The sequence below is a fragment of the Sphingomonas sp. TREG-RG-20F-R18-01 genome, assembly GCF_022662475.1.
Lineage (GTDB): Bacteria > Pseudomonadota > Alphaproteobacteria > Sphingomonadales > Sphingomonadaceae > Sphingomonas.
Genome location: NZ_JAKNQQ010000001.1, coordinates 842698 through 867144, shown reverse-complemented (window position 1 = coordinate 867144; position 24447 = coordinate 842698). Strand labels below are relative to the sequence as shown.

The 24447-nt window shown below is 65.7% G+C and carries 23 protein-coding genes and 1 tRNA gene; 7 read left to right on the top strand and 17 right to left on the bottom strand.

Annotated features, from left to right (window positions below; translation table 11 throughout):
• Positions 1-16 precede the first annotated feature (16 nt).
• From lptG to L8K25_RS04385, 10 genes are all read right to left on the bottom strand, one after another.
• Entirely contained in the window at positions 17-1111 is a 1095-nt protein-coding gene (gene lptG, locus L8K25_RS04430) for an LPS export ABC transporter permease LptG (RefSeq protein ID WP_242137673.1), read from the bottom strand.
• Entirely contained in the window at positions 1108-2280 is a 1173-nt protein-coding gene (locus tag L8K25_RS04425) for an LptF/LptG family permease (protein WP_242137672.1), read from the bottom strand. Before L8K25_RS04425 ends, lptG begins: the two co-directional genes overlap by 4 nt.
• 143 nt (positions 2281-2423) lie before the next feature.
• Positions 2424-4376, bottom strand: coding sequence for an ATP-binding protein (locus tag L8K25_RS04420; RefSeq protein ID WP_242137671.1), 1953 nt, complete (start codon positions 4374-4376; stop codon positions 2424-2426).
• A 59-nt stretch (positions 4377-4435) separates the two neighbouring features.
• Positions 4436-5695, bottom strand: coding sequence for an aminotransferase class I/II-fold pyridoxal phosphate-dependent enzyme (locus L8K25_RS04415; protein WP_242137670.1), 1260 nt, complete (start codon positions 5693-5695; stop codon positions 4436-4438).
• Positions 5696-5702: 7 nt separating this feature from the next.
• The gene (locus tag L8K25_RS04410; RefSeq protein WP_010162746.1) at positions 5703-5945 is read right to left on the bottom strand and encodes an acyl carrier protein; all 243 of its coding nucleotides are present in this window, start codon (positions 5943-5945) and stop codon (positions 5703-5705) included.
• Positions 5946-6004: 59 nt separating this feature from the next.
• Positions 6005-6919, bottom strand: coding sequence for an NAD(P)H-binding protein (locus tag L8K25_RS04405; RefSeq protein ID WP_242137669.1), 915 nt, complete (start codon positions 6917-6919; stop codon positions 6005-6007).
• Positions 6916-8022 carry a glutamate 5-kinase gene (proB, locus tag L8K25_RS04400; protein WP_242137668.1) on the bottom strand — a complete coding sequence of 369 codons (1107 nt, stop codon included), beginning with the start codon at positions 8020-8022 and terminating at the stop codon, positions 6916-6918. The genes L8K25_RS04405 and proB overlap by 4 nt, the downstream gene beginning before the upstream one ends.
• Positions 8023-8076: 54 nt before the next feature.
• Entirely contained in the window at positions 8077-8634 is a 558-nt protein-coding gene (locus tag L8K25_RS04395) for a Uma2 family endonuclease (RefSeq protein WP_242137667.1), read from the bottom strand.
• A gap of 274 nt (positions 8635-8908) precedes the next feature.
• Positions 8909-9955, bottom strand: coding sequence for a GTPase ObgE (gene obgE, locus L8K25_RS04390; RefSeq protein WP_242137666.1), 1047 nt, complete (start codon positions 9953-9955; stop codon positions 8909-8911).
• 17 nt (positions 9956-9972) lie between these two features.
• Positions 9973-10584 (bottom strand): TetR/AcrR family transcriptional regulator, encoded by a 612-nt coding sequence (locus tag L8K25_RS04385; RefSeq protein ID WP_242137665.1) that lies wholly within the window; start codon positions 10582-10584, stop codon positions 9973-9975.
• 40 nt (positions 10585-10624) lie between these two features.
• On the opposite strand from L8K25_RS04385, the gene L8K25_RS04380 reads away from it, so the two are divergent.
• Positions 10625-11533 carry a metal-dependent hydrolase gene (locus L8K25_RS04380; RefSeq protein WP_242137664.1) on the top strand — a complete coding sequence of 303 codons (909 nt, stop codon included), beginning with the start codon at positions 10625-10627 and terminating at the stop codon, positions 11531-11533.
• A gap of 1064 nt (positions 11534-12597) precedes the next feature.
• On the opposite strand, the gene L8K25_RS04375 is transcribed toward L8K25_RS04380, so the two are convergent.
• The 3 genes from L8K25_RS04375 to rplU all read right to left on the bottom strand — a co-directional run bounded on the left by L8K25_RS04375 (position 12598) and on the right by rplU (position 13933).
• Positions 12598-13134, bottom strand: a complete 537-nt coding sequence (locus L8K25_RS04375) for a GNAT family N-acetyltransferase (protein ID WP_242137663.1) — start codon at positions 13132-13134, stop codon at positions 12598-12600.
• 165 nt (positions 13135-13299) lie between these two features.
• Positions 13300-13569, bottom strand: a complete 270-nt coding sequence (gene rpmA, locus L8K25_RS04370; protein WP_242137662.1) for a 50S ribosomal protein L27 — start codon at positions 13567-13569, stop codon at positions 13300-13302.
• A gap of 13 nt (positions 13570-13582) precedes the next feature.
• Positions 13583-13933, bottom strand: a complete 351-nt coding sequence (rplU, locus tag L8K25_RS04365) for a 50S ribosomal protein L21 (RefSeq protein ID WP_010162753.1) — start codon at positions 13931-13933, stop codon at positions 13583-13585.
• A gap of 513 nt (positions 13934-14446) precedes the next feature.
• Here rplU and L8K25_RS04360 point away from each other — a divergent pair.
• Complete coding sequence (locus tag L8K25_RS04360; protein ID WP_242137661.1) at positions 14447-16984, top strand: TonB-dependent receptor; 2538 nt, start codon at positions 14447-14449, stop codon at positions 16982-16984.
• Between the two features lie 72 nt (positions 16985-17056).
• Here L8K25_RS04360 and hspQ read toward each other — a convergent pair whose 3' ends face one another.
• A complete protein-coding gene (gene hspQ, locus L8K25_RS04355) occupies positions 17057-17437 on the bottom strand; it encodes a heat shock protein HspQ (protein ID WP_242137660.1) in 381 nt (126 codons plus the stop codon).
• Between the two features lie 149 nt (positions 17438-17586).
• Here hspQ and L8K25_RS04350 point away from each other — a divergent pair.
• Together L8K25_RS04350 and L8K25_RS04345 are read left to right on the top strand one after the other, a co-directional pair.
• Positions 17587-17676, top strand: a tRNA-Ser gene (locus L8K25_RS04350).
• Positions 17677-17712: 36 nt separating this feature from the next.
• On the top strand, positions 17713-18045 hold the full coding sequence (locus tag L8K25_RS04345; protein ID WP_010162756.1) for a DUF6481 family protein: 333 nt from the start codon (positions 17713-17715) through the stop codon (positions 18043-18045).
• A gap of 155 nt (positions 18046-18200) precedes the next feature.
• On the opposite strand, the gene L8K25_RS04340 is transcribed toward L8K25_RS04345, so the two are convergent.
• On the bottom strand, positions 18201-20261 hold the full coding sequence (locus tag L8K25_RS04340; RefSeq protein ID WP_242137659.1) for an NAD(+) synthase: 2061 nt from the start codon (positions 20259-20261) through the stop codon (positions 18201-18203).
• 97 nt (positions 20262-20358) lie between these two features.
• Between L8K25_RS04340 and L8K25_RS04335 the strand changes: the two genes are divergently transcribed.
• Complete coding sequence (locus tag L8K25_RS04335; RefSeq protein ID WP_242137658.1) at positions 20359-20565, top strand: TOBE domain-containing protein; 207 nt, start codon at positions 20359-20361, stop codon at positions 20563-20565.
• The gene (locus L8K25_RS04330) at positions 20565-20948 is read left to right on the top strand and encodes a LysR family transcriptional regulator (RefSeq protein ID WP_242137657.1); all 384 of its coding nucleotides are present in this window, start codon (positions 20565-20567) and stop codon (positions 20946-20948) included. Before L8K25_RS04335 ends, L8K25_RS04330 begins: the two co-directional genes overlap by 1 nt.
• Positions 20949-21068: 120 nt before the next feature.
• Here the strand turns inward: L8K25_RS04330 and L8K25_RS04325 are convergent, their stop codons facing one another.
• Positions 21069-22043 carry a lysylphosphatidylglycerol synthase domain-containing protein gene (locus L8K25_RS04325; RefSeq protein ID WP_242137656.1) on the bottom strand — a complete coding sequence of 325 codons (975 nt, stop codon included), beginning with the start codon at positions 22041-22043 and terminating at the stop codon, positions 21069-21071.
• A 343-nt stretch (positions 22044-22386) separates the two neighbouring features.
• Between L8K25_RS04325 and L8K25_RS04320 the strand changes: the two genes are divergently transcribed.
• Complete coding sequence (locus L8K25_RS04320; RefSeq protein WP_242137655.1) at positions 22387-23499, top strand: alpha/beta hydrolase; 1113 nt, start codon at positions 22387-22389, stop codon at positions 23497-23499.
• Positions 23500-23538: 39 nt separating this feature from the next.
• Here the strand turns inward: L8K25_RS04320 and L8K25_RS04315 are convergent, their stop codons facing one another.
• Positions 23539-24435, bottom strand: a complete 897-nt coding sequence (locus L8K25_RS04315; protein ID WP_242137654.1) for a ferritin-like domain-containing protein — start codon at positions 24433-24435, stop codon at positions 23539-23541.
• Between the last annotated feature and the right edge of the window lie 12 nt (positions 24436-24447).

Sequence of the window (24447 nt, the reverse complement as noted above, 5' to 3'; positions counted from 1 at the left end):
AGCCGTCTGACCCCCGTCATTCCTCGGTTCGGATCAACACCGCTTCGCCGATCATGAAGAACAGCAGGAACGGCGCCCAAGCTGCCAGGAACGGCGGATACGCGCCGATGTTACCCATCGCGAGCGCGAAGTTGTCGGCGACGAAATAGAGAAATCCCAGCATCATCCCGATCACGGCGCGGACAAACAGCTTGCCCGATCGTGCCAGGCCAAAGGCGGCGACGGCACCCAGTAGCGGCATGAGGATCGACGACAACGGCGCCGACAATTTATGCCACATCGCACCTTCGAGGGCCTTGGTCGGACGCCCGCCCGCACCCAGATCCGCGATCGCGGATCGCAATGCACCGAACGACAAGCCGCCCGCGTCGATCGTCGCCAAAGTGAACTGATCGGGGCGGACAGACTGCCCGATGACGATGGCCGGAAGTTGTGTCTTTTTGCCAGTCGCAACATCGAATCGCGTCGCTGGCGTAAGTTTCCAGCCATGGCCGTCGCGCACGCCATTCTGACCGGTAACGATCGCAACGAGGGACCCGTTGGTGCGGTCGAACAGCGTGACGTTGGTCAGCTTGGCGTGGTCGCCCATGCCGCGTACGCGCTCGACCTGGATCAGATCGTCACCATCGCGCACCCAGACGTTGGTCCGGTCGCCGCGATCGATCGGCATCGGACCGTATTCGACCTTCTGCCAGGCATCGAGCGTTGCGGTGGCACGGCTGACGACCCGGTCATTGAACGTGAACGAGATGAGGGCAACGCCGAGGCTGGTGATCAACAGCGGCGCCAGCACCTGGTGCGCCGACAGGCCGGACGCCTTCAGCGCGATGACCTCACTGTTCTGGTTGAGCGTGGACAGGGTGATGATCGTACCAAGCAACACCGAGAAGGGCAGGAATTGCGCAATGATCTCCGGGATCCGCAGTGTCAGATACTGCCACACTTGCGGTTCGCCGTTGCCGGGATGCGCAAGGATGTGGCCCGATTCACTGAGCAGGTCGAGCGCCTGGAGAATAAGGACGAGCATCGCCAGTACCGCGAAGGTCCGGATCAGGAACATGCGTCCCATATAGATGGCGATGGTTCGCGACGGGAACAGGGCGCGGATCATGCTGTCTTCTCCCGGCGGCCCGGAAGCAGCTTGAGGATCGCCTTGCCAAGCTTTGCAAACACGCGCTCCAGCGCACCGATCGGCTGACCGCCCGGAACGAAGGCAATGGTGTGGAACATCCAGAGCGTAAGCCCTGCGAAAATCAGAAACGGTACCCAGATCGCGACCAGCGGATCAATCTTGCCAAGGCCGCCGACGGCTTGGGCGTACTCGTTGACCTTGTGATAGGCGACGATCATGATGATCGACAGGAAGACGCCTAGCGCCGATGTCGAGCGTTTCGGCGGGACGCCCAGGGAAATTGCCAGCAGCGGCAGCAACAGGATCGTCAGAACCTCGGCGGTGCGGAAGTGGAAGGCGGCGCGGCTGGTATCGCGCAATTCCCGCGGCGCGGCCCGGTCGCTGCCGATACGCGCCAATTCGGGCAGGGTCCGTTCGAGGTTCTCGGCCCCCCGGACGCGGAAATTCTCCGTCTTTGGAAGTGGGATCGGCAGATCGAATACCGTGAAGCGCAGCACGCGTGGCGTCGGGACCTTCGCCTCGGTCCGCACCAGCGTTCCCTCGTCGAGCCGGAATATGATCTCGTCGGGATTGTCCGTCGCGAAGAACTGGCCGTTGGCAGCCGTGATCGCGATCGATCCGCCCTTCTTGTCGTCACGCCGCAGGAAGATCCCGGATAGTCTGCGTCCGGATTCATGGCTCTGTTCGATCCGCAGGGTCATGTCGTTGCCGAAATGCGTGAACTCGCCCACTTTGATCGATGCCCCGAGCGCGCCCGTACGCAGCTCATACCGCAGCTTTTCGTAGGCATAGCGGGCATCCGGCTGGACGAAGCCAACAATCGCCAGATTGATCGCGCCGAGCGCGATTGCATACATGTACGGAACGCGCAGCAACCGCGGATAGCTCATCCCCACCGCCCGCATCACGTCGAGCTCGGACGACGTGGCGAGCTTGCGGAAGGCAAGCAAGATGCCGAGCATCAGTCCGATCGGGATACCGAGACCTAGATATTCCGGGAGCAGGTTGGCGAGCATGCGCCACACCACGCTGACCGGCCCGCCTTCGGTCGCAACGAAGTCGAACAACCGCAACATCCGGTCGAGCACCAGCAGCATCGCGGAGATGATGAGCGTCGAAAACAGCGGCACCGCGATAAGCCGGGCCATGTAGCGGTCGATGGACTTCATGATGGCAGGAAGAGGGCCTCTGACCCGTGCGGATGCCGGGTATGCGCCGGCTATATCGCGGCGATGCGGACGGAGCTACCTAATCCTTGTCCCGGTTTGCGAGGAAGTCCGCCACCAGACTGTTATTCGGCGGCAATGCTGTCGACGGGGTGCGGAGGACGATCCTGTACGGCGGCGTCGATGGCGCGGGCCAGGCCCGCCAGCGTAAACGGTTTGCGCAGGACATGGCGCCCGCCGAATTGGGCTTCTCCGCCGGCTTCTCCCGCATAGCCGGTGACGAACAGGACGGCCATGTCGGGCCGCTGCGGGGTGACGGTGTCGATCAGCTCGGGCCCCGTACGCCCCGGCATCAGGACGTCCGAGATGATCAGATCGACGTTGCCGAGGCCGTCGAGCACTCCGGGCGCAATGATCGGATCGTCGCACGCGACCGCCCGGTGCCCGAGTTCCTCCAGCGCGCCCATGGTCGCGTTGAGTACCCGCGGGTCGTCTTCCACCACGAAAATGTCGAGCGCGGTGCGCTCCGGCGTGGCCGCCGCCGGGAATGCACCGATCACCGAGGTCGTGGTCGGCGCAATGTGGCGCGGCAGGTATAAGGTGACCGTCGTTCCCACGCCGACGGTCGATTCCAGAACCACTTCGCCGGCGGCTTGCCGCACGAAGGCAAAAACCTGGCTCAGCCCCAGCCCGGTACCCTTGCCGGAGGGCTTCGTCGTGAAGAACGGCTCGAACACCCGCTCGACCAATTCAGGCGGCATGCCGCACCCGGTGTCGCACACGGCAAGCGCGATAAAGTCTCCGGCAGCGCATGTGCCGATGTCACCCTGGGCAAAAGTCGCATGCGACACGGTGATGGTGAGCTGGCCGCGTCCATCCATCGCGTCGCGGGCGTTCACCGCGAGGTTGAGAACGGCGTTCTCCAGCTGGATGCGATCGGACCGGACCATCCAGCCTCCGTCCGATTCGTGCCGCACGACGACGGTTATTCCATCCCCGAGCGTGCGGTCGAGCAAGTCCGACATGCCGCCAATCAGCGTTGCCGGATCGAGTGTTTCCGATCGCAGGGATTCCTCGCGCGAAAAGGCGAGCAGGCGTCGGGTGAGGGCGGCCGCGCGATCCGCGCCTTCGGCTGCGTTTGCAATATGGCGTTGCGCGGCTTGCGGATCATCGCCGACATGACGGCGCGCCAGCTCCAGCCCGCCAATCACGACCGCCAGCATATTGTTGAAGTCATGCGCGATACCGCCGGTCAACTGCCCCACGGCCTCGAGCTTCTGAACCTGCCGCAGCTTGGCTTCCTGCTTGAGCAATTCCGCCGACGCCTTGGCGACCGCAGCCTCCAGCTCCAACGAGCGGTCGCGCTCGGTTTCTGCCTCCGCCCGGGCGGCCGCGCGTTGACCGAGCGCGGTGACCGTCATCCAGCCCATTGCCAGCGCGCCAAGCAGGATCAGGACGCCAAAGACGCCGAGCGTGCTCGCGATGGCACTGGAACGGGCGACCGATGCAAGCGCTGCGCCGGTGCGCTGGTCGAGTACCGTGCGTTCCTGAGTCCCGATCGTGTCGAGCAACGTGTCGATCGCCATGCGCGATGGGGCCTGGCGGGCCTTGTAGTACAACGCCAGCGCCTGATCGTTGCGCTTGTAGAACGTGTTCAATGCGATATCGCCGAGTTCGTTGCTGCGCACCCGGAATGCCCGCCGCAACGCTTCGATCGCTCCTTGCTGGTCGGGATTGTCGTGCGTGATCTGCTTCAGGCGGCTGATCTGCTGGGAGGCCAGTTGCCAATCGGCCGAATAGGCCTGGCCCAGACGATCGTCGACGCTGATGACGTATCGTCCGAGGGACGCCTCGGCGCGAGCGAGCGTGCCGGACAGGTTGGCCGACAGGATCATCACTTCATAGCTATGCTTCTGAAGAGCCAGGGCGCGATCCCGTTGCCGGTCTGCTTCCCGCAACGTCCAGCTGAGCGCGACGAGCACCAGCACGCCGAGTATCGCCATCGTCACCAGCGCGAAAGAGCGCCACGTCGTGCCCGACGCCGCGCCCCCCGCCGTCTCGCCCATGTCCCCGGTCATTACGCGATCTTAGCCGATGGTCAGGTCCGTTGATAGTGGCGGTTGCGCCCGTAACGACATTAGGCGATCACGCCAACCGCCCGACCGGCGGCTTCAAACATCCGAAGTACTGTGGCGATCTGGGCAGGCGTATGCTCGGCGCACAGCGAGCAGCGCAGCAGGTAGGTCCCCGCCGGCGTGGCTGGGGGACGCGCCATGTTGACGTACAGCCCGCCCTCGAGCAGCGACTGCCACATCGCGACCGCCTGCGTCTGGTCCTCGAGGATGATCGCGAGGATCGCCGACTGCGGCGTCTCGGTGCCGAGTCGGAACCCGAGCGCCTTGAGCCCGCCGTGCAGCGCGCGCGCGTTTTCCCAGAGCTGGCGGCGCTTGTCGTGCGCGTGCATCAGCTTGCGGATCGAGGTCGCGGCGGTGGCGACGACCGACGGCGGCAGCGATGCGGTGAAGATGTACGGGCGGCACGCCATGCGGATCGCCTCGAACTTCGGGTGATTCGAGACGCAGAACCCGCCGACCGTGCCGACCGACTTGGAGAAGGTGCCGATGATGAAATCGACGTCCGCCTCGCAGCCCTGGTCCTCGTACACGCCGCGTCCGTTCGGACCGAAGAAGCCCATCGAATGCGCCTCGTCCGATAGCACCATCGCGCCGTGCTTCTTGGCGATCGCAACCATTTCCTTGAGCGGCGCGATGTCGCCGAGCATCGAATAGACGCCCTCGAGGATGACGAGCTTGCCCGCTTCCTTGGGCAGGCGGCCGAGCCGCTTGTCGAGATCCGCGACGTCATTGTGGCGGAAGCGGACGATCTCGGCATTGCCCTGCTTGCAGCCGTCGTAGATCGAGGCGTGACTGTCCGCGTCTAGGATGATGTACTCGCCCTTGCCGACGAGCGTCGAGATCATCCCGAGGTTCGCCATATAGCCAGTCGAGAAGACGATCGCGCCGCTGACGCCGTAGAAATCGCGCAGCGCCTGCTCGACTTCCATATGATCGTGGAAGGTGCCGTTGAGCATCCGGCTGCCGTTGGTGCCCGACCCGAACTTGTCGAGCGCATCCTTGCCCGCCGCGAGGACGTCGGGGTCGAACGTCATCCCCATGTAATTGTACGTGCCGAGCAGGATCGTGTCGCGGCCCTTGATGACCGCTTCGGTCGGCGACTTGACCTCGTCCATCACGATCGAGAACGGGTCGCGCACGCCCGTATCCTGCAGCGCCTGACGTTCGGCGATCAGGCCGTCGAACTTGCTCATCAGGTCGCGTTCCGGGGCGACAGTCTCGGGCTCGGCGAGCGCGTGGGCGGTGGCAGCGGCTTCGGTCATCGTAAAATCAGCCCTTGAGCTTGGCGACGGCGTCGACGAGCTGGCCGACGGTTTCGATTTCGGCCTGCATGTTCATCGTGATGATGATGTCGAACTCGTCTTCGATCGCGGCGACGAAATCCATCACGGTCAGGCTGTCCCATTCGAGATCGCCCTGGAAGGTGGTCGCGTCGCTCAGCGTCACGCCCTTCTTGTTGAACGGCTCGATCTGCGCGGTGACGGTGTCGTAGATGGATTGGCGGTCGCTCATGCTCGGTCCTTGAAACTGGGTACGCTGTGCCGCCAAAATGCGGCGGCTTTATGCACCGCCTATAGCAAGCCGTTCGCGCGATACCATGCCGCGGTGTTGGCGAGGCCCTGCGCGGTGGGAACTTGCGGGGTCCATAGATCTGAGGATGGCCGCTTGGCCGGGTCGATCGTCCAGTCGGGATGGCACATGTAGCCGACGCGGTCGTGCGTCAGCTTCGCCGCCTTTCCGCGTAGCATCGTATCGCCCCGCGCGATCAGATCGAGGACGAAGCGGGGGAGGGCGATCGGCACGACGCGTTTGCGGCCCGAGGCGATGCCCATCGCGCCGAGCAGTTCGGCATGGCTCCAGCCATCCGGACGGCCATCGTCAGGCTCCAGGATCAGCTTGCCCGGATCGGTCTCCGCGACCGCCAGCAGCAGCGTAGCGATATCGCCGACCTCGATCACCGACAGGCGACCGCCGGGGGGCAGCAAGGCGACCCCCTTGCTCGCCATGCGGAACAGGTCGCGCATTTCCATGTCGCCGGGACCGTAGATCGCCGGGGGACGAATCATCGTCCAGTCGAGCGTGGAGGCCTCAACAACCGATTCGGCTTCGCGCTTCGACCAGCCGTAGATCGAAATGTCGGGCTCGCGCGCGGCTAGCGAGGAGACGTGGACGAACCGGCGGACCTGCGCGCGCGTGGCGGCATCGACCACTGCCTGCGTGCCGGTGATGTTCCCGGCGACGAACCCCGCACGGTCGGGCGCGTTGACCACGCCCGCCACGTGCAGCACGACGTCCGAACCCGCGACCAGCGTGTCGAGCGCGTCGGGCGTGTCGAGCGCGCCCGCAATCCACGTGACCCCCGACCGTTCGGGCTGCGGCCGGCGTGTCAGCGCGCGGACTGTATGCCCCGCCGCCAGCGCCAGATCGATCAGTCGGCTCCCGACGAAGCCGGTGCCGCCGGTGATCGCGAGAATCTGTGAGGTCATAGCAGCGCCATATGATTGCGGTGGATCAGCGCGGCGCGGGGCGCGTAGCCGAGGATGGCAGCTTGCGCCTCGCTGCGAAGACCGACGATCGCGGCGGCTTCGGTGGCGTGATATTCGCTCAGGCCGCGCGCGAGCGTGCGGCCTTCGGGGTCGATGACGGTGACCAGATCACCGCGCGCGAAGCTGCCGACGATCCTGGTCGCCCCCGCCGCGAGCAGGCTCTTGCCGTTCTTGAGCGCCGCACTGGCGCCTGCGTCGATCGTGATCTCGCCCATCGCGGTGAGGCCGCCCGCGAGCCATGCCTTGCGCGCCGTGGCACTCTTTTCGGGCAGAAAGACGCTGTGGCGGGCGGGGGTGGACAACGGATGGTCGATCTTTCCGCTGACGATCGCGAGCGTCGCCCCCGCGGCGTTGGCGATGCGCGCGGCGGCGATCTTCGAGACCATCCCGCCGCTGCCCATGCCCGACGCCGACCCGCGATCCGCCATCGCTTCGATCCCGCCGTCGATCCGCTCGATCCGCGCGATATGGTTTGCATCGGGGAGGGCGGGGTTGCGGTCGTACAGGCCGTCGATGTCGCTCAGCAGCACGACGCCCTGTGCGCCTGCCGCCTGCGCGACGCGGGCCGCGAGCCGGTCGTTGTCGCCGAACCGGATCTCCTCGGTCGCGACGCTGTCATTCTCATTGATGATCGGCACAACGCCGAGCGACAGCAACCGTCCGAGCGTCGCGGCGGCGTTGAGATAGCGTCGCCGGTCTTCCAGATCGTCGAGCGTCACCAGCATCTGCGCGGCAGTCAGGCCCTGCGCGGCGAGCATTTCGGCCCAGACCTGGCTCAGCGCGATTTGCCCGGTAGCGGCGGCGGCCTGCGCATCCTCGAGACTCGCGCGGCCTCCCTTGGCGAGGCCGAGTCGACGTGCGCCGAGCGCGATCGCGCCGGAGGACACGACCGCCACCTGTTGTCCGGCACGGGCCCGTTCGGCGATGTCGGCGACCAGCCCCTCGAGCCACTCGCGCCGCACCGTTCCATCGGGCGCGACGAGCAGTGCGGAGCCGACCTTGACGATCAGGCGCGCACAGGAAGAGGGCGGGAAGACGGACATGCGTCCGTTTGCGTTAGCGTGGCAGGGGCGCTGCGCCAATGGGCTTGGCCGGGATCAGTCGCGCGCGAAGATCTCGTCGTGGAGGATGGTGATGTCGAGGGTGGGAATCGACACCTCGGTCGGATCGTCAAAGCTGTTGTCGACCCAGCCGCCCGGACCGGTGCGTTGCACGATCCGCACGCGTTCGTGCGCAATATCGACGAAGACGATCGTATCGACGCTCGGTAAGGCCCGATATTCGTCGAGCTTGACGCGCAGGTCGGTCCGGGCGGTGCCATCGGACAGCACCTCGAACACCGCGCGGGGATCGTCGAAGGCTATCGCGTCATCATCGCTTTCGCCATCGTGTCCGCAGAAGATCGAGACATCGGGATAGCGGATCGAATCGGGTCGCGTCCGAACCGCCATGTCCGAATTATAGGGCGTGCATCCCGACCCCCGCAGCCGGAGCGCGAGCGCAAGGAAGATGTTTCCCTGCACCCGCGCATGCCGCGCCGTCCCGCCGGCCATCATGCGGATGACGCCATTGTCGAGTTCAGCCTTCTGATCCCCGAAATCGATCTGGAGGAACGCTTCGGCGGTCAGCAGCGGGTAAACGAGATGTGTTGCCATACGCCCTTATACCAGACGGACCGGCCCCCTCAAACCGGCGACCACGCCGCCCGTTCGGGCACGTCGATCCTGCCGACTCCGGTGGTCGGCCGATAACCGTCACCCGCGAAGGCAAGACCTTTGCGAAACCGGACCTGTTCTCCCGCGAAGGCGGGAGCCTAGGAGTCGCGCAAGCTGTAAGCCGTTGTTTTACTGAGCCCTGGATTCCCGCCTTTGCGGGAAAACAGCAAACAAGGGATCAGTAAACCCACTTTCGCAGAGCCCCCCAGCCCCTTTAAACCGGCGACCACTCCGCCGGTTCGTCGCTGCCGTCTTCGCGCTTCGCCACCGTCTCCGCCGGGCCGATCGCCTCGATCAGCCGGTCGAGCACCGCATCGATCCCGTCGCCGCTCGCACCGGACAGCGGGAGGACCTCGGCCTTGCTCGCGCGCTTGAGCTTGGTGATCAGCTTCTTGACGTCCGCCGGGTCGAGCGCGTCGACCTTGTTGAGGCCGATCACCTGCGGCTTATCCACAAGCCCCGCGCCGTACGCCTCGAGTTCTCCACGGACGATCCTGTAGTTATCCACAGGGTTATCCTCGGTCGCGTCGACCAGATGGAGCAGCACCTTGCACCGCTCGATATGCCCGAGGAAGCGATCGCCGATCCCCGCGCCATCCGCCGCGCCTTCGATCAGGCCGGGGATGTCCGCGATCACGAATTCGCGATTGTAGCGGCTGACGACGCCCAATTGCGGGCGCACGGTCGTGAAGGGATAGGCGCCGACCTTCGCCTGCGCATTGGTCACCGCATTGATGAAGGTGGATTTCCCCGCGTTCGGGAGCCCGACGAGCCCGGCGTCGGCCAGCAGCTTCAACCGAAGCCAGACGTACATTTCCTGCGACGGCCAGCCGGTGCCGTGCTGGCGTGGGGCGCGGTTGGTCGAGGTCTTGTAGGTCGCATTGCCGCGCCCGCCGTCACCGCCGCGCAGGAACACGACGCGCTCGCCCGGGACGGTGAAGTCGGCGAGCACTTCTTCCTGATCCTCGGACAGGACCTGCGTGCCGATCGGCACGCGAATGATGAGGTCGTCCCCGCCCGCGCCGGTCCGATTCGATCCCGATCCCCCGGCACCGCGCGGCGCACGGAAATGCTGGGTGTAGCGGAAGTCGATCAGCGTGTTGAGGCCGGGGATGGCCTCGAAAATGATGTCGCCACCCTTGCCGCCGTTGCCGCCGTCGGGGCCGCCATATTCGATGAACTTCTCGCGCCGGAAACTGACGGCGCCGGGGCCGCCCGCGCCCGAGCGGACGAAGATCTTTGCTTGGTCAAGAAAATGCATGGCCGCTCCTTAGCGGATTATGCGATTTTAGCCAGACTAGCCGCATCGGCCGGTGATTCGCCACTCCGCGACGCGATCAGCGCGCGAGTCGCGATCGTCCGCGCGGCTTCGGGCGGCAGCCCGAGCGCGCTTGCCATTGCGCGACCGAGGAGAGCATCGCCCATCGCCATCAGCACCAGCTGCAGCGTTTCCTCATAGATCGCCTTGCCCGATTCATCGCCCTCGGCCAGCTCGTCGACCAAGCGGTGGATCGCGGTCAGCACCGGGTCGAGCGCATCGTGATTGCCCGACAGGATCATCCACGAGGCCATCGCCCCGGCGCCATTGGCGAACGCATCGAACGTCAGGTCGACGATCTCGCGCGGGTCCGCCTCGCCCGCGCGCGCACGCTTCGCCGCGGCACCGATTTCCGCGGTGATCGTATCGGCGAGATGCGTGATCAGCGCGCGCTGCAGATCCGCCGCCGACCCGAAGTGGTGGAGCAGGTTGGCGTGCGTCCGCCCGATCCGCGCGGCGACTGCCTTGAGGGTGACCGCCTGCGGCCCCTGTTCGATCAACAGCGCGCGGGCGGCTTCGATCGCGGCGTCGCGCGACTCTTCTGGGCTGAGGCGTTTGCGAGTTATTGACACGGATGTAAGTATGGCCTATTGACAGAACTGTCAGCAGCGCATGCCGCTACGGAGCGCTGCAGTCCACCAACACTTGGAGGATTTCGTGGCGAAAGCAACCACTCCCGCCGACCTGACGATCACGCCGCGCGACCTGCGCTTCGGGCGCGGCACGACGATGCGGCGCTGGTGGCTCAACGACGATCCGTTCGCGACCGCTTTCTACAATGCGCTGTCGGTCACTTTCCCGAAGGGGGAGGGGTTCTTCGTCGACAGCGTCCGCACTTTCCGCGAGGGCACGCCGCCGCGTCTGCGCGCTGAGATCCAGGCGTTCATCAAGCAGGAAGTGATCCACACCCGCGAGCATGTCGCGTTCAACCGGCATGTCACCGACCAGGGCTATGACACGCGGTTGCTCGAACGGCATATCGACGAGGCGCTCGCGCTCACCAAGGGCAAGCCGCCGATCGGCGCGCTCGCCGCGACGATGGCGCTCGAGCATTTCACCGCGATGCTGGCGCATGAACTGATCGCCAACCCGCGCCATCTGGCGGGGGGCGACGAACAGGCAGCGGCGCTGTGGCGCTGGCACGCCGCCGAGGAGATCGAGCATAAGGGCGTCGCCTATGACACCTGGCTGCACGCGACGCGCGACTGGCCGCGGCGGCGGCGCTGGATGGTCAAGGCGATCGTCATGCTCGCGACGACGCAGAAGTTTTTCGTCGGACGGTACAAGGGGATGCTCGAGCTGCTGCGGCAGGACGGGATCACCGGCTGGCGCGCCCATCGCGGCATCCTGTGGTACGCGCTCGGGCGGCCCGGCATGGCGCGCAAGATCCTGGGGGCGTGGTGCGCCTTCTTCCTGCCGGGCTTTCACCCGTGGAAACACGACGACCGCGCGCTGATCGCGCTGGCCGAGAGCGATTATGCCGATGCGGTGTTGCCACGTGTGGCGGTGGCGGCGGCCTGACCGCGCTGTTGCCCGCCTCGGGTGACGTAAGCCTCGGGAAAACCGCACGAATGGGCTTTGTGATCCTGGTCCGCCGGAGTGGACGTTGATCGGAAGGTTAGGGGAAAGTTAGGCGTAACGCACGCCGCTGCGCCGCGCCCCTTGCTCGGTCGGCATGGCTGGATCGGAGCTGTCAAAGAGCGCGCGGGACGTTTAGCAAAATGGGGCGGTGTAGGACATGGGGGGTGTCGGGAAACGCCGTCACGCGGCCGCTGACCCTTGCGAACGGGTTTTCGGAAAGCCGCCATTCGGCGAGCGCGATCATTCCGTTCGCTGCCCGGGACAGGTGGTTCCGGGACAGATCAATAGGGAGCAGATTTCAGGAAAGGGGATGCTTCGGGCGGCTATTGGCGCAACCAACCGACGACTGTCGCACTATGGGTTCTTTTTGAGGCGGTCGGAATGGCAGGTGTCGCCCAATTGCTGTCATTCGGCGTCGGGCGTAACATCAAACCATGTTCGATAAGCTGATCGCCCAAGAGGTTTGGCACCTTGCACTGCTCGCAGTTGTGGGTGGCGCGGCTATAGGCCTGCTGCCAAGATCCCGCGTCCGTTCCGTATTGTTTTGGATATGGGCGCTGACCCCACTGGCCGTAGCAGCGGCCGCACTTGGCGTTACAGAGGCTGGCCAACTAGGATCCAGCTTATCGTTCGTCGGCTTTTTCGTGCTCGCGTCGTTGTTGCCGTGGGTTGGACTGTCGCTACTGCCCTACCATCTGGTGCGCCGGTTGCGTCAGCGGCAGTTCGGCGTAGGCCCTCGGAACGGCAGCTAACCACCAGAGATTGCCATTCGTGATTGGCGCAGACCGCTTCTCATATCCGCACGGCGAGTTTTGGGACGCCACTGGCGTTCTCGCTCAACCATCTTCTGCGGGAAAGGCAGGCAGCTCCCCAATGACGGGTGTCGCCGCCCTTTCTGACGGAAAGCGGAGGGTTCGATGTGCTCCGTTACCGCCATCGACGTCAACCATGACTACGGCTGCGGCAAGGTCACAGGCGGCCGCGGACTGCCGCCACGACCCCGCTCACGCCGCCAGCGGCATCGCCCGCGCCGGAGCCAGCTCCAGCGCGTAGGTGACGCCAGCCACGTCCGCTCCGCGCGCCCGGCAGGCGCGCGGCGCGACCCCGGTTTCGCGGAAGCCGAGCTTGCGCAGAACCCGGCCCGATCCCGGATTGTCGTGGAAGTGCCCCGCATGGAGATGCCGCAGCCCGAGCGCATGGCGCGCCATGTCGATCACCGCGCGGCCCGCCTCGGTGGCGTAGCCGCGGCCCCAGGCGTCGGGCGTCAGCCAATAGCCGAACTCGTGACCCGATTCGTCCTGCGTCAGCCCGATTCCCCCGACGAGCCCCGGCCGTGCGCCGTCGTGCGCGAGGATCAGCATCCGTGGGCTGTGATCGTCGCGTGGCAGCGCCAGATACGCCTCGGCATCCTCCAGCGTATAGGGCCAGGGCGCGCGCGCGAGCATGGTGCAGACGGATTCGTGCGCGATCGCTTCGACCAGCGCGGGCGCATCCTCGGGCCAGCCGGGGCGCAGCGTCAATCTCGGAGTCCGAGCGAACATCACAAACTCTCCTCGTGCGCCGTCGTTCGCATGCCGGGATGACATGGACACGACAGCAGGCGCGGGAGACATGAAAAAAGGGAGCCGGGGCGGACCCGTCTCCCTTGTTTCGGTATCCTTGCGGATACGCGGGTCGCCTTGGTGGGCAACCCGTCCGGTTGCCCGTTATTCGGCGGCTTGCGCCATTTCCTCGACCGAGCAGAACTTGCGACCAAGCTTGCCCTGGTGGAAGGTCACGCGACCCTCGACGAGCGCGAACAAGGTGTGGTCCTTGCCGATGCCGACGTTGGTGCCCGGGTAGAATTTGGTGCCGCGCTGACGCACGAGAATGTTGCCCGGAATGGCGATCTCGCCACCGAACTTCTTGACGCCAAGGCGACGGCCTGCCGAATCGCGACCGTTGCGCGAAGAGCCGCCTGCTTTCTTATGTGCCATCTCGAACTACTCCTTACGCCTGAGCGGCCGGGGCATCGGCCTTGGCCGGTGCTGCCTGCTTGTCATTGTTGCCGATCGCGGTGATGCGCAGGATCGTGTGGCGCTGGCGGTGACCGTTCTTGCGGCGATAGTTGTGACGGCGACGCTTCTTGAAGACGATGACCTTGTCCGCCTTCGCCTGCGCGATGATTTCCGCCGAGACCGTCAGGCCCTCGACCGAATGCAACTCCGAGCCTTCGCCCGCGAGCAGAATGTCGCCGAGCGTAATCGACGCACCGGCTTCGCCGTCGAGCTTCTCAACGACGATCTTGTCTCCGGCGGCAACACGGTACTGCTTGCCGCCTGTGCGCACGATTGCGAACATGCCAAATCACTTTCAAAAATGCCTGTACCCCACGCCACGGCAAGCCGAGCGCGGGAAAGAAGCGCCAGCTATGCCAAGCGTGGCGCTGTGTCAACCGCCGAGCTGGCTTCGCAGGGGCCGATATCGTTGCCCAAACGCCATAGTCGGGCCGAAACTTACCTATTTCGGACGGTATGGCGCGCCGATCATGAACTTTATGTTGCAATGCGAAACGCGATGTGGCGTCATCCGTATCGGAACAGATGCGGCGATCACGAATCAAGCAAAAATGTTGCATGATGCAATGTTCAGCTGCGCGGCCGACGATCAGGGGAAGTCCGGAAGGCGCAATTGCCCTTTCCGCAGAAGAACGAGCGTTCAGGTATAGTATGCGAAGACTTGTGATGTCGCGTTTCGCGACGGGGAAACGTATGGCCGCAACTGCGGTCATGGCGAATGGAGACGTGCGTACAACGATATAGCCGTGGGAGCGGGGCTCCTGAGAGTAACCTGACATTGGGGGACTCTGAAGCCATGTTGAAGCATTCGATTTCGCTTTGTGCGCTCGCGGTCGCGAGCATCCATGCCGCGCCGACCTTCGCTTCGACGCCGGATGCCAGGGCTGGCGAACCGGCCGCGCCCGCAACGGCTCCGCCCACCGCACCCGATGCCGTGCAGGACGACATCATCGTTACCGGGACACGCCGAATCGGTACGACGGCGGCCGAGAGTGCCACGCCGATCAAGGTCCTCGGCGCCGACGAGCTTTCGCATGTCGGCCAGCCCAACCTGAACCAGGTGCTGACGCAGCTCGTCCCGTCGTTCACCGCCCAGGCCTTTGGCGGCGATACCGCCAACCTGACCCTCTCGGCCCGGCTGCGCGGGTTGAGCCCCAACCACACGCTGGTGCTGGTGAACGGCAAGCGGCGCCACGGCACGGCCAACCTGGCGGTCCTCGGCGGCCCCTACCAGGGCGCCGCGACGGCCGATCTCGACCTGATCTCGCCCAGTTCGATCGCGCGGATCGAGGTGCTCGAGGACGGGGCCGCCGCGCAATACGGGTCGGACGCGATCGCGGGCGTGATCAACATCATCCTCAAGGACGACCGCGAGGGCGGGTCCGGCTATGCCACCGCCGGGAAGAATTACGATGTCGGGGGAACGACCTATGCCGGCACGCTGCATCTCGCGACGCGCGTGGGCGATGCCGGGTTCATCAACGCGACGGTGTTCCACCGCTTCCACGATTTCACGCAGGTCGGCGGGCTCGATCGACGGGTGACGGACGGCAGCGGGGCATTGCTCGGTTCGCTCAGCGCCGCGCAACGCCCGTTGTACCAGTCGATCCCGGGCTTCCCGTACGTCAACCGGATCAACGGGGATGCCAAGTCCTGGCTGACCAACGGCCAGTATAACGCGGGCTATGATTTCGGCGCGGTGCAGGCTTACAGTTTCGGGACCTACAGCAAGCGGATCGCCAGCGCTTACGAGAATCTGCGCGTCCCCGATCGCGTGATTGCGTCGCCGGTGCTCGGGGTCGGCGGCACGCTGACGACGCCGGGCGAAGTGATTCCCTATCCGAACGGGTTCAACCCGCGGGAGGGCATCCGCGAGGATGACTATGCCTTTACCGGCGGGCTGAAGGGCAAGGTCGGCGCGGTGAAGTTCGACCTGAGCACGACCTACGGCAAGGACAAGAACCTCATCTACACCCTCGACTCGGCGAATCGGTCGCTGTTCGTCGATACGCACTTCACGCCGCGCGATTTCTACAACGGGTCGTTCACCGCCTCCGAACTGACCGCCAACGCCGACTTTTCGACCGAGTTCGAGATGGGGCTGGCCTTGCCCCTGAACGTCGCGTTCGGCGCGGAGTATCGCAAGAACCGCTATGCGATCGGGTCGGGCGATCCGGGGTCGATCTACAAGGAGGGGGCGCAGTCCTACCCCGGGTTCCGGCCATCCGATGCCGGGACGCACGACCGCGAGAATGAGTCGCTCTATCTCGATGTCGCCGCCTCGCCGGTCGACGCGCTCAAGCTGGATGGCGCGGTACGCTACGAGCATTACAGCGACTTTGGCAGCAAGGTGATCTTCAAGGGAACCGGCCGCTACGACTTTTCGCACGCCTTTGCGCTGCGCGGCACGGTCTCGACCGGGTTTCGTGCGCCGACCCTGGCCGAATCCTATTATTCCGCGACCAACGTCTCCCCGACGTCCGCCTTCGTGCAGCTGCCCGCCAACTCCGCCGCCGCCAAGCTGATCGGCTTCCAGAACCTGAAACCCGAAAAGTCGACCAATCTGAGCGCGGGCGCGGTTGTCCGGACCGGAAAGCTGACCGTCACGCTCGATGCCTATCAGGTCAAGATCCGCGACCGGATCCTCGGGACCGGATCGATCTTCGGGTCGGGCGGGGCGACCAACTTCCCGATCGTCACGGCGGCGATCGTCGCCAACGGCAACGTGCTGGATCCGACCGTCAGCCAGACCGGCATCAACATTTTCACCAATGGCGCAAGTACGCGCACCCGCGGGGTCGAGCTGACCGCGACCATTCCTTCGGACTTCGGCCTATGGGGCAGGGTCAGCTGGAGCCTGTCGGGAAACTATAACGAAACGAAGATCACGCACCTTGCGGTAGCGCCGGCAACGCTCGGCAACATCCCGCTGTTCGACGCGGGCGCGCGCGCCAACCTCGAAACCGCATCGCCCAAGTTCAAGGCGATCGCCTCGGCACTCTGGTCGGTCGCCGGGTTCACGACGACGGTGCGCGGGACGCTTTATGGAAAATCGTCGACTTATGCGAGCCCGGATGGCGGGACCTTCTACCTGCAAAAGGTGCCGACCGCGTTCATCGCCGACCTCGAGGTCAGTTACGCGCTCACGTCGGGGATCGATCTGACGGCGGGCGCGAACAACCTGTTCGACAAGCGCCCACCGACCGTCGCGCTGGTACCGGGGACGACCAACAATACGCTGGTGACCGGCGGCAACGTGCTCGATGCGCCGCTGTCGGCACCCTATGGCATCAACGGCGGCTATTATTACGGAAAGATCGCGTTCAAGTTCTGACCGGAACGCGGTCCCTGCGCGGAAGGGCGGTTGTCGACGCTGTCCTTCCCGGGGCGTTCCGCACGGACGCGATCAATGCCGGTGTTCGCGCCGCAGCGGATATTTCCCGTCCTCATAATCGCCGAACAGGCCGGAGATCGCCGGGTGATCGACCGGCTCGTCGGTATCGTCCGGGATCAAATTTTGCTGGCTGACATAGGCGACGTAGCTCGACTCCATGTTCTCGGCGAGCAAGTGGTAGAAGGGCTGGTCCTTGCGCGGGCGGACGTTCTCGGGGATCGCGTCATACCATTCGTCGCTGTTCGCGAAGATCGGGTCGACGTCGAACACCACGCCGCGAAAATCGAACATCCGGTGCCGCACGACGTCGCCGATCGCGAATCGGGCGTGGCTGACCGGGGGCAGGGCAATGCTGCTGTCGAACGGGGGGGACGGGATGGGGGTGCGGTGCATATGGATGATTTAGGCGCTCCCGGGCGCCACACAAGCGATTGCTGTGTGACAAACCGGTGCGCAAGCGCTTGCGTCCCGCGAACCACTACGTTAGAGGCGCCCGCTCACCGACCGGTGCTGGCCTTCACGGCTGCATCACACGACCTCGCGGAGAGGTGGCAGAGTGGTCGAATGTACCGCACTCGAAATGCGGCGTGCCCTCACGGGTACCGTGGGTTCGAATCCCACCCTCTCCGCCATTTCCTTCTTTCCTCGATGAGGTTAAAGCCCGCCACATGGCATCCTACAAAGAACCTTCCTTCAAAGACCGGGCGGCCCTGTCCGCCGACGCCAAGCAGCGCGCGCTGGAAAAGCTCAAGTCCAAGCCGCCGGTAGACCCCGCGGTCGTCGCGGCCCGCGCCGCCGCGCGCGAGGCGAAGGAAGCTGCCGAAGCCAAGAAGCGCGAAGAGAAGAAGGCGGCGATCGAGGAAGCCCGGCTCGAGAAGATCGCCAAGGCCGAAGCCGCCGAACGCGCGATCGAAGAAGCCAAGCAGGCCGCCATCCAGGCCGAGATCGACAAGAAGGCGGCGCGCGACGCCCGCTACGCAGCGCGCAAGAGCCGCAAGTAATTTCGGGTCTGGCCGCATTCCTTCTTCACTTCCCCGGCGAAGGCCGGGGCCCAGTAGAGAAGGCTGTGGTCATCTAGCGCAGCACGCGCCGTCTTTTCTCTCCCTAATGGGCCCCGGCCTTCGCCGGGGAGGCGCAAATAGAGCGGTAAGCGCGCTTAGCGCGGCAACCCGCGCGCCAGTTCGTCCAGCCAGACCTGCGCCGTCCCGTCCGACGGCGCACGCCAGTCCCCGCGCGGCGACAGCGCGCCCCCGCTCGAAACCTTCGGCCCGTTGGGCAAGGCCGACCGCTTGAACTGGCTGGTCGCGAAGAAGCGGACCAGAAACTTTTCCAGCCACGCGCGGATCACCGGCAGATCGTACGCGACGCGCCCCGCCACCGGAAAACCGCGCGGCCAGCGGCCCGCACTCGCGTCGTGCCACGCATGCAGCGCGAGGAAGGCGATCTTCGACGGCGCCATCCCGTGCCGCACGACATAATGCAGGAAGAAGTCGTTGAGCGCATACGGCCCGATGCGCGCCTCGGTGCTCTGGATCGCGCCATCCGCACCCGCGGGCACCAGTTCAGGCGAAATCTCGGTCGCAAGGATCGACTCGAGGATCGAATCGGTCTCGCCGTCATACTGATTCGTGCGGATGCACCAGCGGATCAGGAACTGGATCAGCGTCTTGGGTACGCCTGCGTTGACGCCGTAATGGCTCATCTGGTCGCCGACGCCGTAGGTACACCAGCCCAGCGCCAGCTCGGACAGGTCGCCCGTCCCGACCACGATCCCGCCGCGCTGGTTGGCGAGGCGGAACAGGTAATCGGTGCGCAACCCCGCCTGGACGTTCTCGAACGTCACGTCATAGGCGGGTTCGCCGTCCGCGAACGGATGCCCCATGTCGGCGAGCATCTGGCGCGCGGCGGGGCGGATGTCGATCTCGTCGCCGTCGATCCCGAGCGCACGCATCAGCGCCCAGGCGTTGGACTTTGTGCCGTCGCTGGTCGCGAAGCCGGGCATGGTAAAGCCGAGGATCCGGTCGCGCGGCAGGCCGAGGCGGTCCATCACCTTCGCCGCGACGATCAGCGCGTGAGTCGAATCGAGCCCGCCCGACACCCCGATGACGAGTCGCTCGGAGCGCGATGCGACGAATCGCTTGAGCAGCCCCTCCACCTGGATGTTGAACGCCTCGTAGCAATCGTCGTCGAGTCGCTCGGGGGTGTTGGGGACGAACGGGAAGCGCCGGATCTCGCGGAGCAGGCCAGCGTCGGCAAAGTCCGGTTGGTGCGCGAAGGCGATGCGGCGGAAGCGCAGTTCGGGGTCGCCCGCCAGCCGCGCCGAATCGTTGAAGGTGCCGACTCGCATCCGCTCCTGCGCGATTCGCCCGGTGTCGACGTCTGCCAGCACCAGTTCGCGTTCCTGACCGAAGCGAGACGATTCGGCGAGCAGCTCGCCCATCTCGTGGATCATCGCCTGGCCGTCCCAGGCGAGGTCGGTCGTGCTCTCGCCCGGTCCCGAGGCGGCGAAGACATAGCCGCACACCGCGCGCGCGCTTTGCGAGGCGCACAACAGCGCGCGTTCGCGCGCCTTGCCGACGACGATGTTCGAGGCGGACAGGTTGCAGCAGATCAGCGCCCCCGCGAGCGCGCCCATCGTCGAGGGAGGCGTGGGGGCCCAATAATCCTCGCAAATCTCCGCATGGAAGACGAACGGCGCGAGATCGCTCGCAGCAAACAGCAGGTCGGTGCCGAACGGCACGGTCTCGCCCGCCAGCGTGATGTCGAGCCCGGCCAGCCCGGCCCCGCTCGCGAACCAGCGCTTCTCGTAATATTCGCGGTAATTGGGGAGGAAGGTCTTGGGCACCACCCCGAGGATCCGTCCGCGCGCGATCACCACTGCGCAATTGTGGAGCCGCCCGTTGCGCGGCAGCGCCGCCCCGACGACGAGCACCGGCCGCAGCTTTGCGCTCGCCGCCACGACGCTGGCGATCGCCGCGTCGGTCGCACGCTGCTGCGCGGTCTGCAGGTGGAGATCGTCGATCGCGTAGGACGTGATGTTGAGCTCGGGGAAGACCATCAGGTCGGCATGGGCGGCATCGCCCTCCTGCGCCAGCGCGATCGTCTCGGCGGCGTTGGCGGCGGCATCGCCGACGCTGGCGCGCGGGGTGCAGGCGCCGACCCGGATCAGGCCGTGCGTGTGGATCGAATGGAACGGATGCGCCTTCGTTTTCGCCATGTCCGGCGCTTAGCGGGGTTTGGGATGTGATGCCACCGGTGCGCATTGGCTCTCGCGCCCACGCGGTGATAGAGCGGCGACGAAGGAGAGTGTTTCGATGAAGATCAGCGCGCGCAACCAGATCTCGGGCACGGTCACCGCGGTGCACGCCGGTGCCGTCAACGGGTCGGTCCATGTCGATATCGGCAATGGTACGATCGTCACGTCGAGCATCACCAACGAAGCGATCAGCGACCTTGCGCTTGCGGTCGGCGACACGGTGACCGTCATCGTCAAGGCGAGCGACGTCCTGATCGGGAAATAATGCGCGTCGGTCCGCTCAAGATCAAAGCCCAGCTCTATTGCGGCGACGAGCTCGCGATGGGGCCGGGCAAGGCCGACCTGCTCGAGGCGATCGCACGCGAGGGGTCGATCTCGGCTGCGGGCCGCGCCATGGGGATGAGCTATCGCCGCAGCTGGCTGCTGGTCGACAGCATGAACCGCTGCTGGTGCGAGAAACTGGTCGAGACGGTGGCGGGCGGCGGGCAGGGACGGGGTGCGTCCTTGACCGATCTCGGGCGCGAGGTGCTGGGGGCGTATCGCGCGCTCGAGACGGGGCTGGCGGCGGCATCGCAGCAAGGATTGCTGTCGGGACTTGAGGTGATGCTGCGGGACGAGCCGCTGCCGCCGGTGCGCGAGGAGGGATAGGCACCCGCACCCTTACCGCCCGTTCGCCCTGAGCGAAGTCGAAGGGCAAGCGCCGCGCCCGTGGGCTTCGACTTCGCTCGGCCCGAACGGAAATGCGCGTATCGCGTCAATTTGATGCACTCACGAAACCACCCGCCGCGCTTCGCCGACCTGCCACGCGAGCAGCGCGGGCACCGCGATGATCACGTCCCGCGCGCGCTTGAGCAACGACAGCGCGAGCGCATGCGCAGGCGGCAGGCCGAACAGCGGGCCGATCAGGACATAGGCCGCCTCCTGCACGCCTACGGCGCCGGGAATTGCGAAGGCGACACTGCGCAGCGTGAAGATCAGCGCCTCGATCGTCAGCACCGCCCACAGCGGCATGGTCGACCCCATGAAGCGCAGCGCGATCCACGCGCCCGCGGCACTCGCCAGCCACGCCGCGAGGTTGAAGACGAACGCCGCGATCACGCGGCGCGGCGCACGGTAGATCGCGTCGAGTTCCGCGCGGACCGCCGCCATCGCCGCGACCGACCCCGGCAACATCCGCGCGCCGAGCGAGCCGGCGAGCCTGAGCATCGGCTTCTGCGCGAAGACGAACAACAGCATCAGCGCCACCATCGCGCCTAGTCCACCGAGCGCGAGCGGGACGATCCCTTGCTGGACCGGCGCCGCGGACAGCACCAGCAACAGCATCCCGACCCCGCACAGGGTGAAGATCAGCTGCGCCGCCATCTCGGTCGTCATGTCGGCGATCATCGAGGCATAGATCACCGGTTGCGGCACGCCGAACGCCGCCAGCGTGCGCGCACCGACGACGAGCCCGCCCAGTTGCGAGAAGGGCAGGATATCGGTCGCCGCCTCGCGCGTCGTCCGCGCCCAGACGAACCAGCCGAGCCGTTCGACCGGCTGGCCCGGTGCGACCGCGAGCCATGCCATGCCGAGGAGCGCGAGCACGCCGACCGACCACAGGGTAAAGCTTGCCATGCCGATCCAGCCGATCGACGCCATCGCCCGCAGCACCTGCTGCAGCCCGACCGTGCCGACGGTACCGACCGCGACGCCGAGCCCCACGATCGTGGCCAGCAGCAACCCGATCCGCGCGGAGCGGCTCATAGCGCGGCGGTGCCGCTGGGGACGCGGATCCGGGGAGCGGCATTCTTCATCGGAACAGGGTGGAACCAGCCGGGCTGTGCGCACATCATCTTCGTGTCTTTGTGGCTTTGTGCGAGTCAATCAAGCGCGGATCGCATGCCGTACGCGGGATCGGGCGGGGATGGGCTCGCGCTACGCCACAAAGGCCCGAAGCGGTGCCGCGACGGTCACCGGTGCGACACCGCCGCGGCAAGCTCCGCGCCGATCGCAAGGCACGCGGGCCGATTGCGAACCGCGCCGGGGGCTGGCAGACATGTCGGTGCAACGCCGCGCGAACGGAATGACGGCAGGAAAGGGTAGGGGGATGCGCAGGTATTACGGGGTCATCGCGATTGCCATGCTGGTCGGCCTCGGAGGGGCTGCGCGGGCGAGCGATTGCGCACCGCGCCGTCAATTAGCGCAGTTGCCGCTTCCCGGATTCAGCAGCGCGGCCGAAGTCGAAATGCCGCCTGCGGGCGTGGCGGCGCGTGGCGTGCTCATCCTGTTCGCCGGTTCCGACGTCGCCGACATGGACGGCGCCATCGCGGGCGTCGGGGGGACGATCGTCTCGCGACCGATGTTGCAGGTGGCCGATCGTCTTGCCTGCGCCGGCTTCGTTTCCTTCCGCTACAACAAGCGCTACGTCTCCGGCCCGACGACCGTCGATCGAGCGAAATTCGATCAGCTGAACGGCGTCGATCTGGCGGCTGACGGCCGTGCTGCGATCGCCTTCGTCCGCGGCCGTTCCGATCTGCGCGATCTGCCGCTTGGCCTGGTCGGCTGGAGCGAGGGGACGACGGTGGCGATGGCGGTTGCCGCAGGCGACCGTTCGGTGCGCGGCCTGGTCCTGATGGCGCCGGTAGTCGAGTCGCCCGCGCGTGTCGCGCAGGCGCAATATCTACGGATCGGAAAGCCGTATCTCGAACGCTTCGCGGTCGACGGCGCACTGGACGGCGATGCGATCGCGCGCGCCGACGCTGGCCCCGGCGGCGATCTCGCGCACGTTTTTGTGAGAATGTTCAAGGGGTTTCGACCCGGTGAGCGGGTCAATCCGCTGCTCGACGGCAATGCCGACGGACGTGTCACCTTTGCCGAAGCCGATCCCGTGATCGCATCCTGGTATGTCGACTCGCCGAACAGCGGGCTTGGCATGTCATCGACCGCGCGCGCCTTGCGAGGTGTCGCTGACGCGTTTCCGGCGACCGATGCCCCGATCCTCATCCTTCAAGGCATGGACGATTCGATGATCGATCCCGGCGCGGCGATTACATTTGTCCACCAGCCGACCGTGCGTCAGCGAGTCAAGCTCATCGCTTATCCCAAGCTCGGCCATTCATTGGGTGAGGTGGCGTCGGCGCAGAACGATACGCTGCCGCCGGTCGCAGCCCAACCGCTCGATGACATGGCGGCATGGCTCGGGAAGACGCTGCGACGATGATCCGGGGCGGCAAACGACCGTTTGGATCGGCCGCAACGCTCAGACGCGAACGGGTTTCTTCCCCATGAAGCGCAGCACCAGCCGGATCATCCCCGGCACGAACTTCGGCCGGATCAGCCGCGGGTCATAGACCGCCAGCCGCCGGTCGTTCTCCGCGAGGCAGATCGCCGCCAGTTCGGGGAATTCGATCTCGACGCCGAGCTCCTTCGAGCCGTTGAGCGTGAAATTGTTCTCCTGTGCCTTGGTATTGTCGTCGCCCATGCCCTTGGCCATGTCGATCCGTTCCCAGATCAGCGCGATCCACACCGCCCAGACCTTGAGCTCGAACCACGGGCGACGCCACAGCGGCATGTTGCGACGGTGCCACGCGACCCAGTTGACGAAGAACAGGATGTGGCGGCCTTCCTCGCGCATCACCGGCTCGAACGTGTCGATCAGTTCCTCCGGGAAGAAGCCGGTGTCGGCGGCGACCTTGAACAGGCCGAATCCGAAGAAGCTGTCGATGCACTCGGAAAAACCCGTCCGCATGAACGCGAATTCGGGGTCGCGCGGGCGTTTGTATTCCTCCTCGGGCTGGAGGACGATGCCGTAGAAGGTGACCATGTCCGCGAGCACGATCTTGTGGCGGCTTTCCTCATACGCGTTCATGTCGATCGCGTCGCGGAGCAGCGGATCGTGGATCTGCTCGCCGTACGTCTTGACGTTCATCCCCGCGCGGCCTTCCGTGGCCACGGCGATATCCCAGATCGGCAGCGAGACGATCTTGTTGCGCGTTTCGGGTTCGAGCACCGGCCAGTCGATCAGCGCGGGGCGATAGGGATCGTGCGTGTCGAGCATCGTGCGGCAGAACAGCGTCTTGTGTTCGGGGCTGCCGAGCTTGATGCGGACGCCGGGCGCGGGGCCTGCAGGCGCGATCGACTTGGGAATGAAATTCATCGGGGCTCTCCC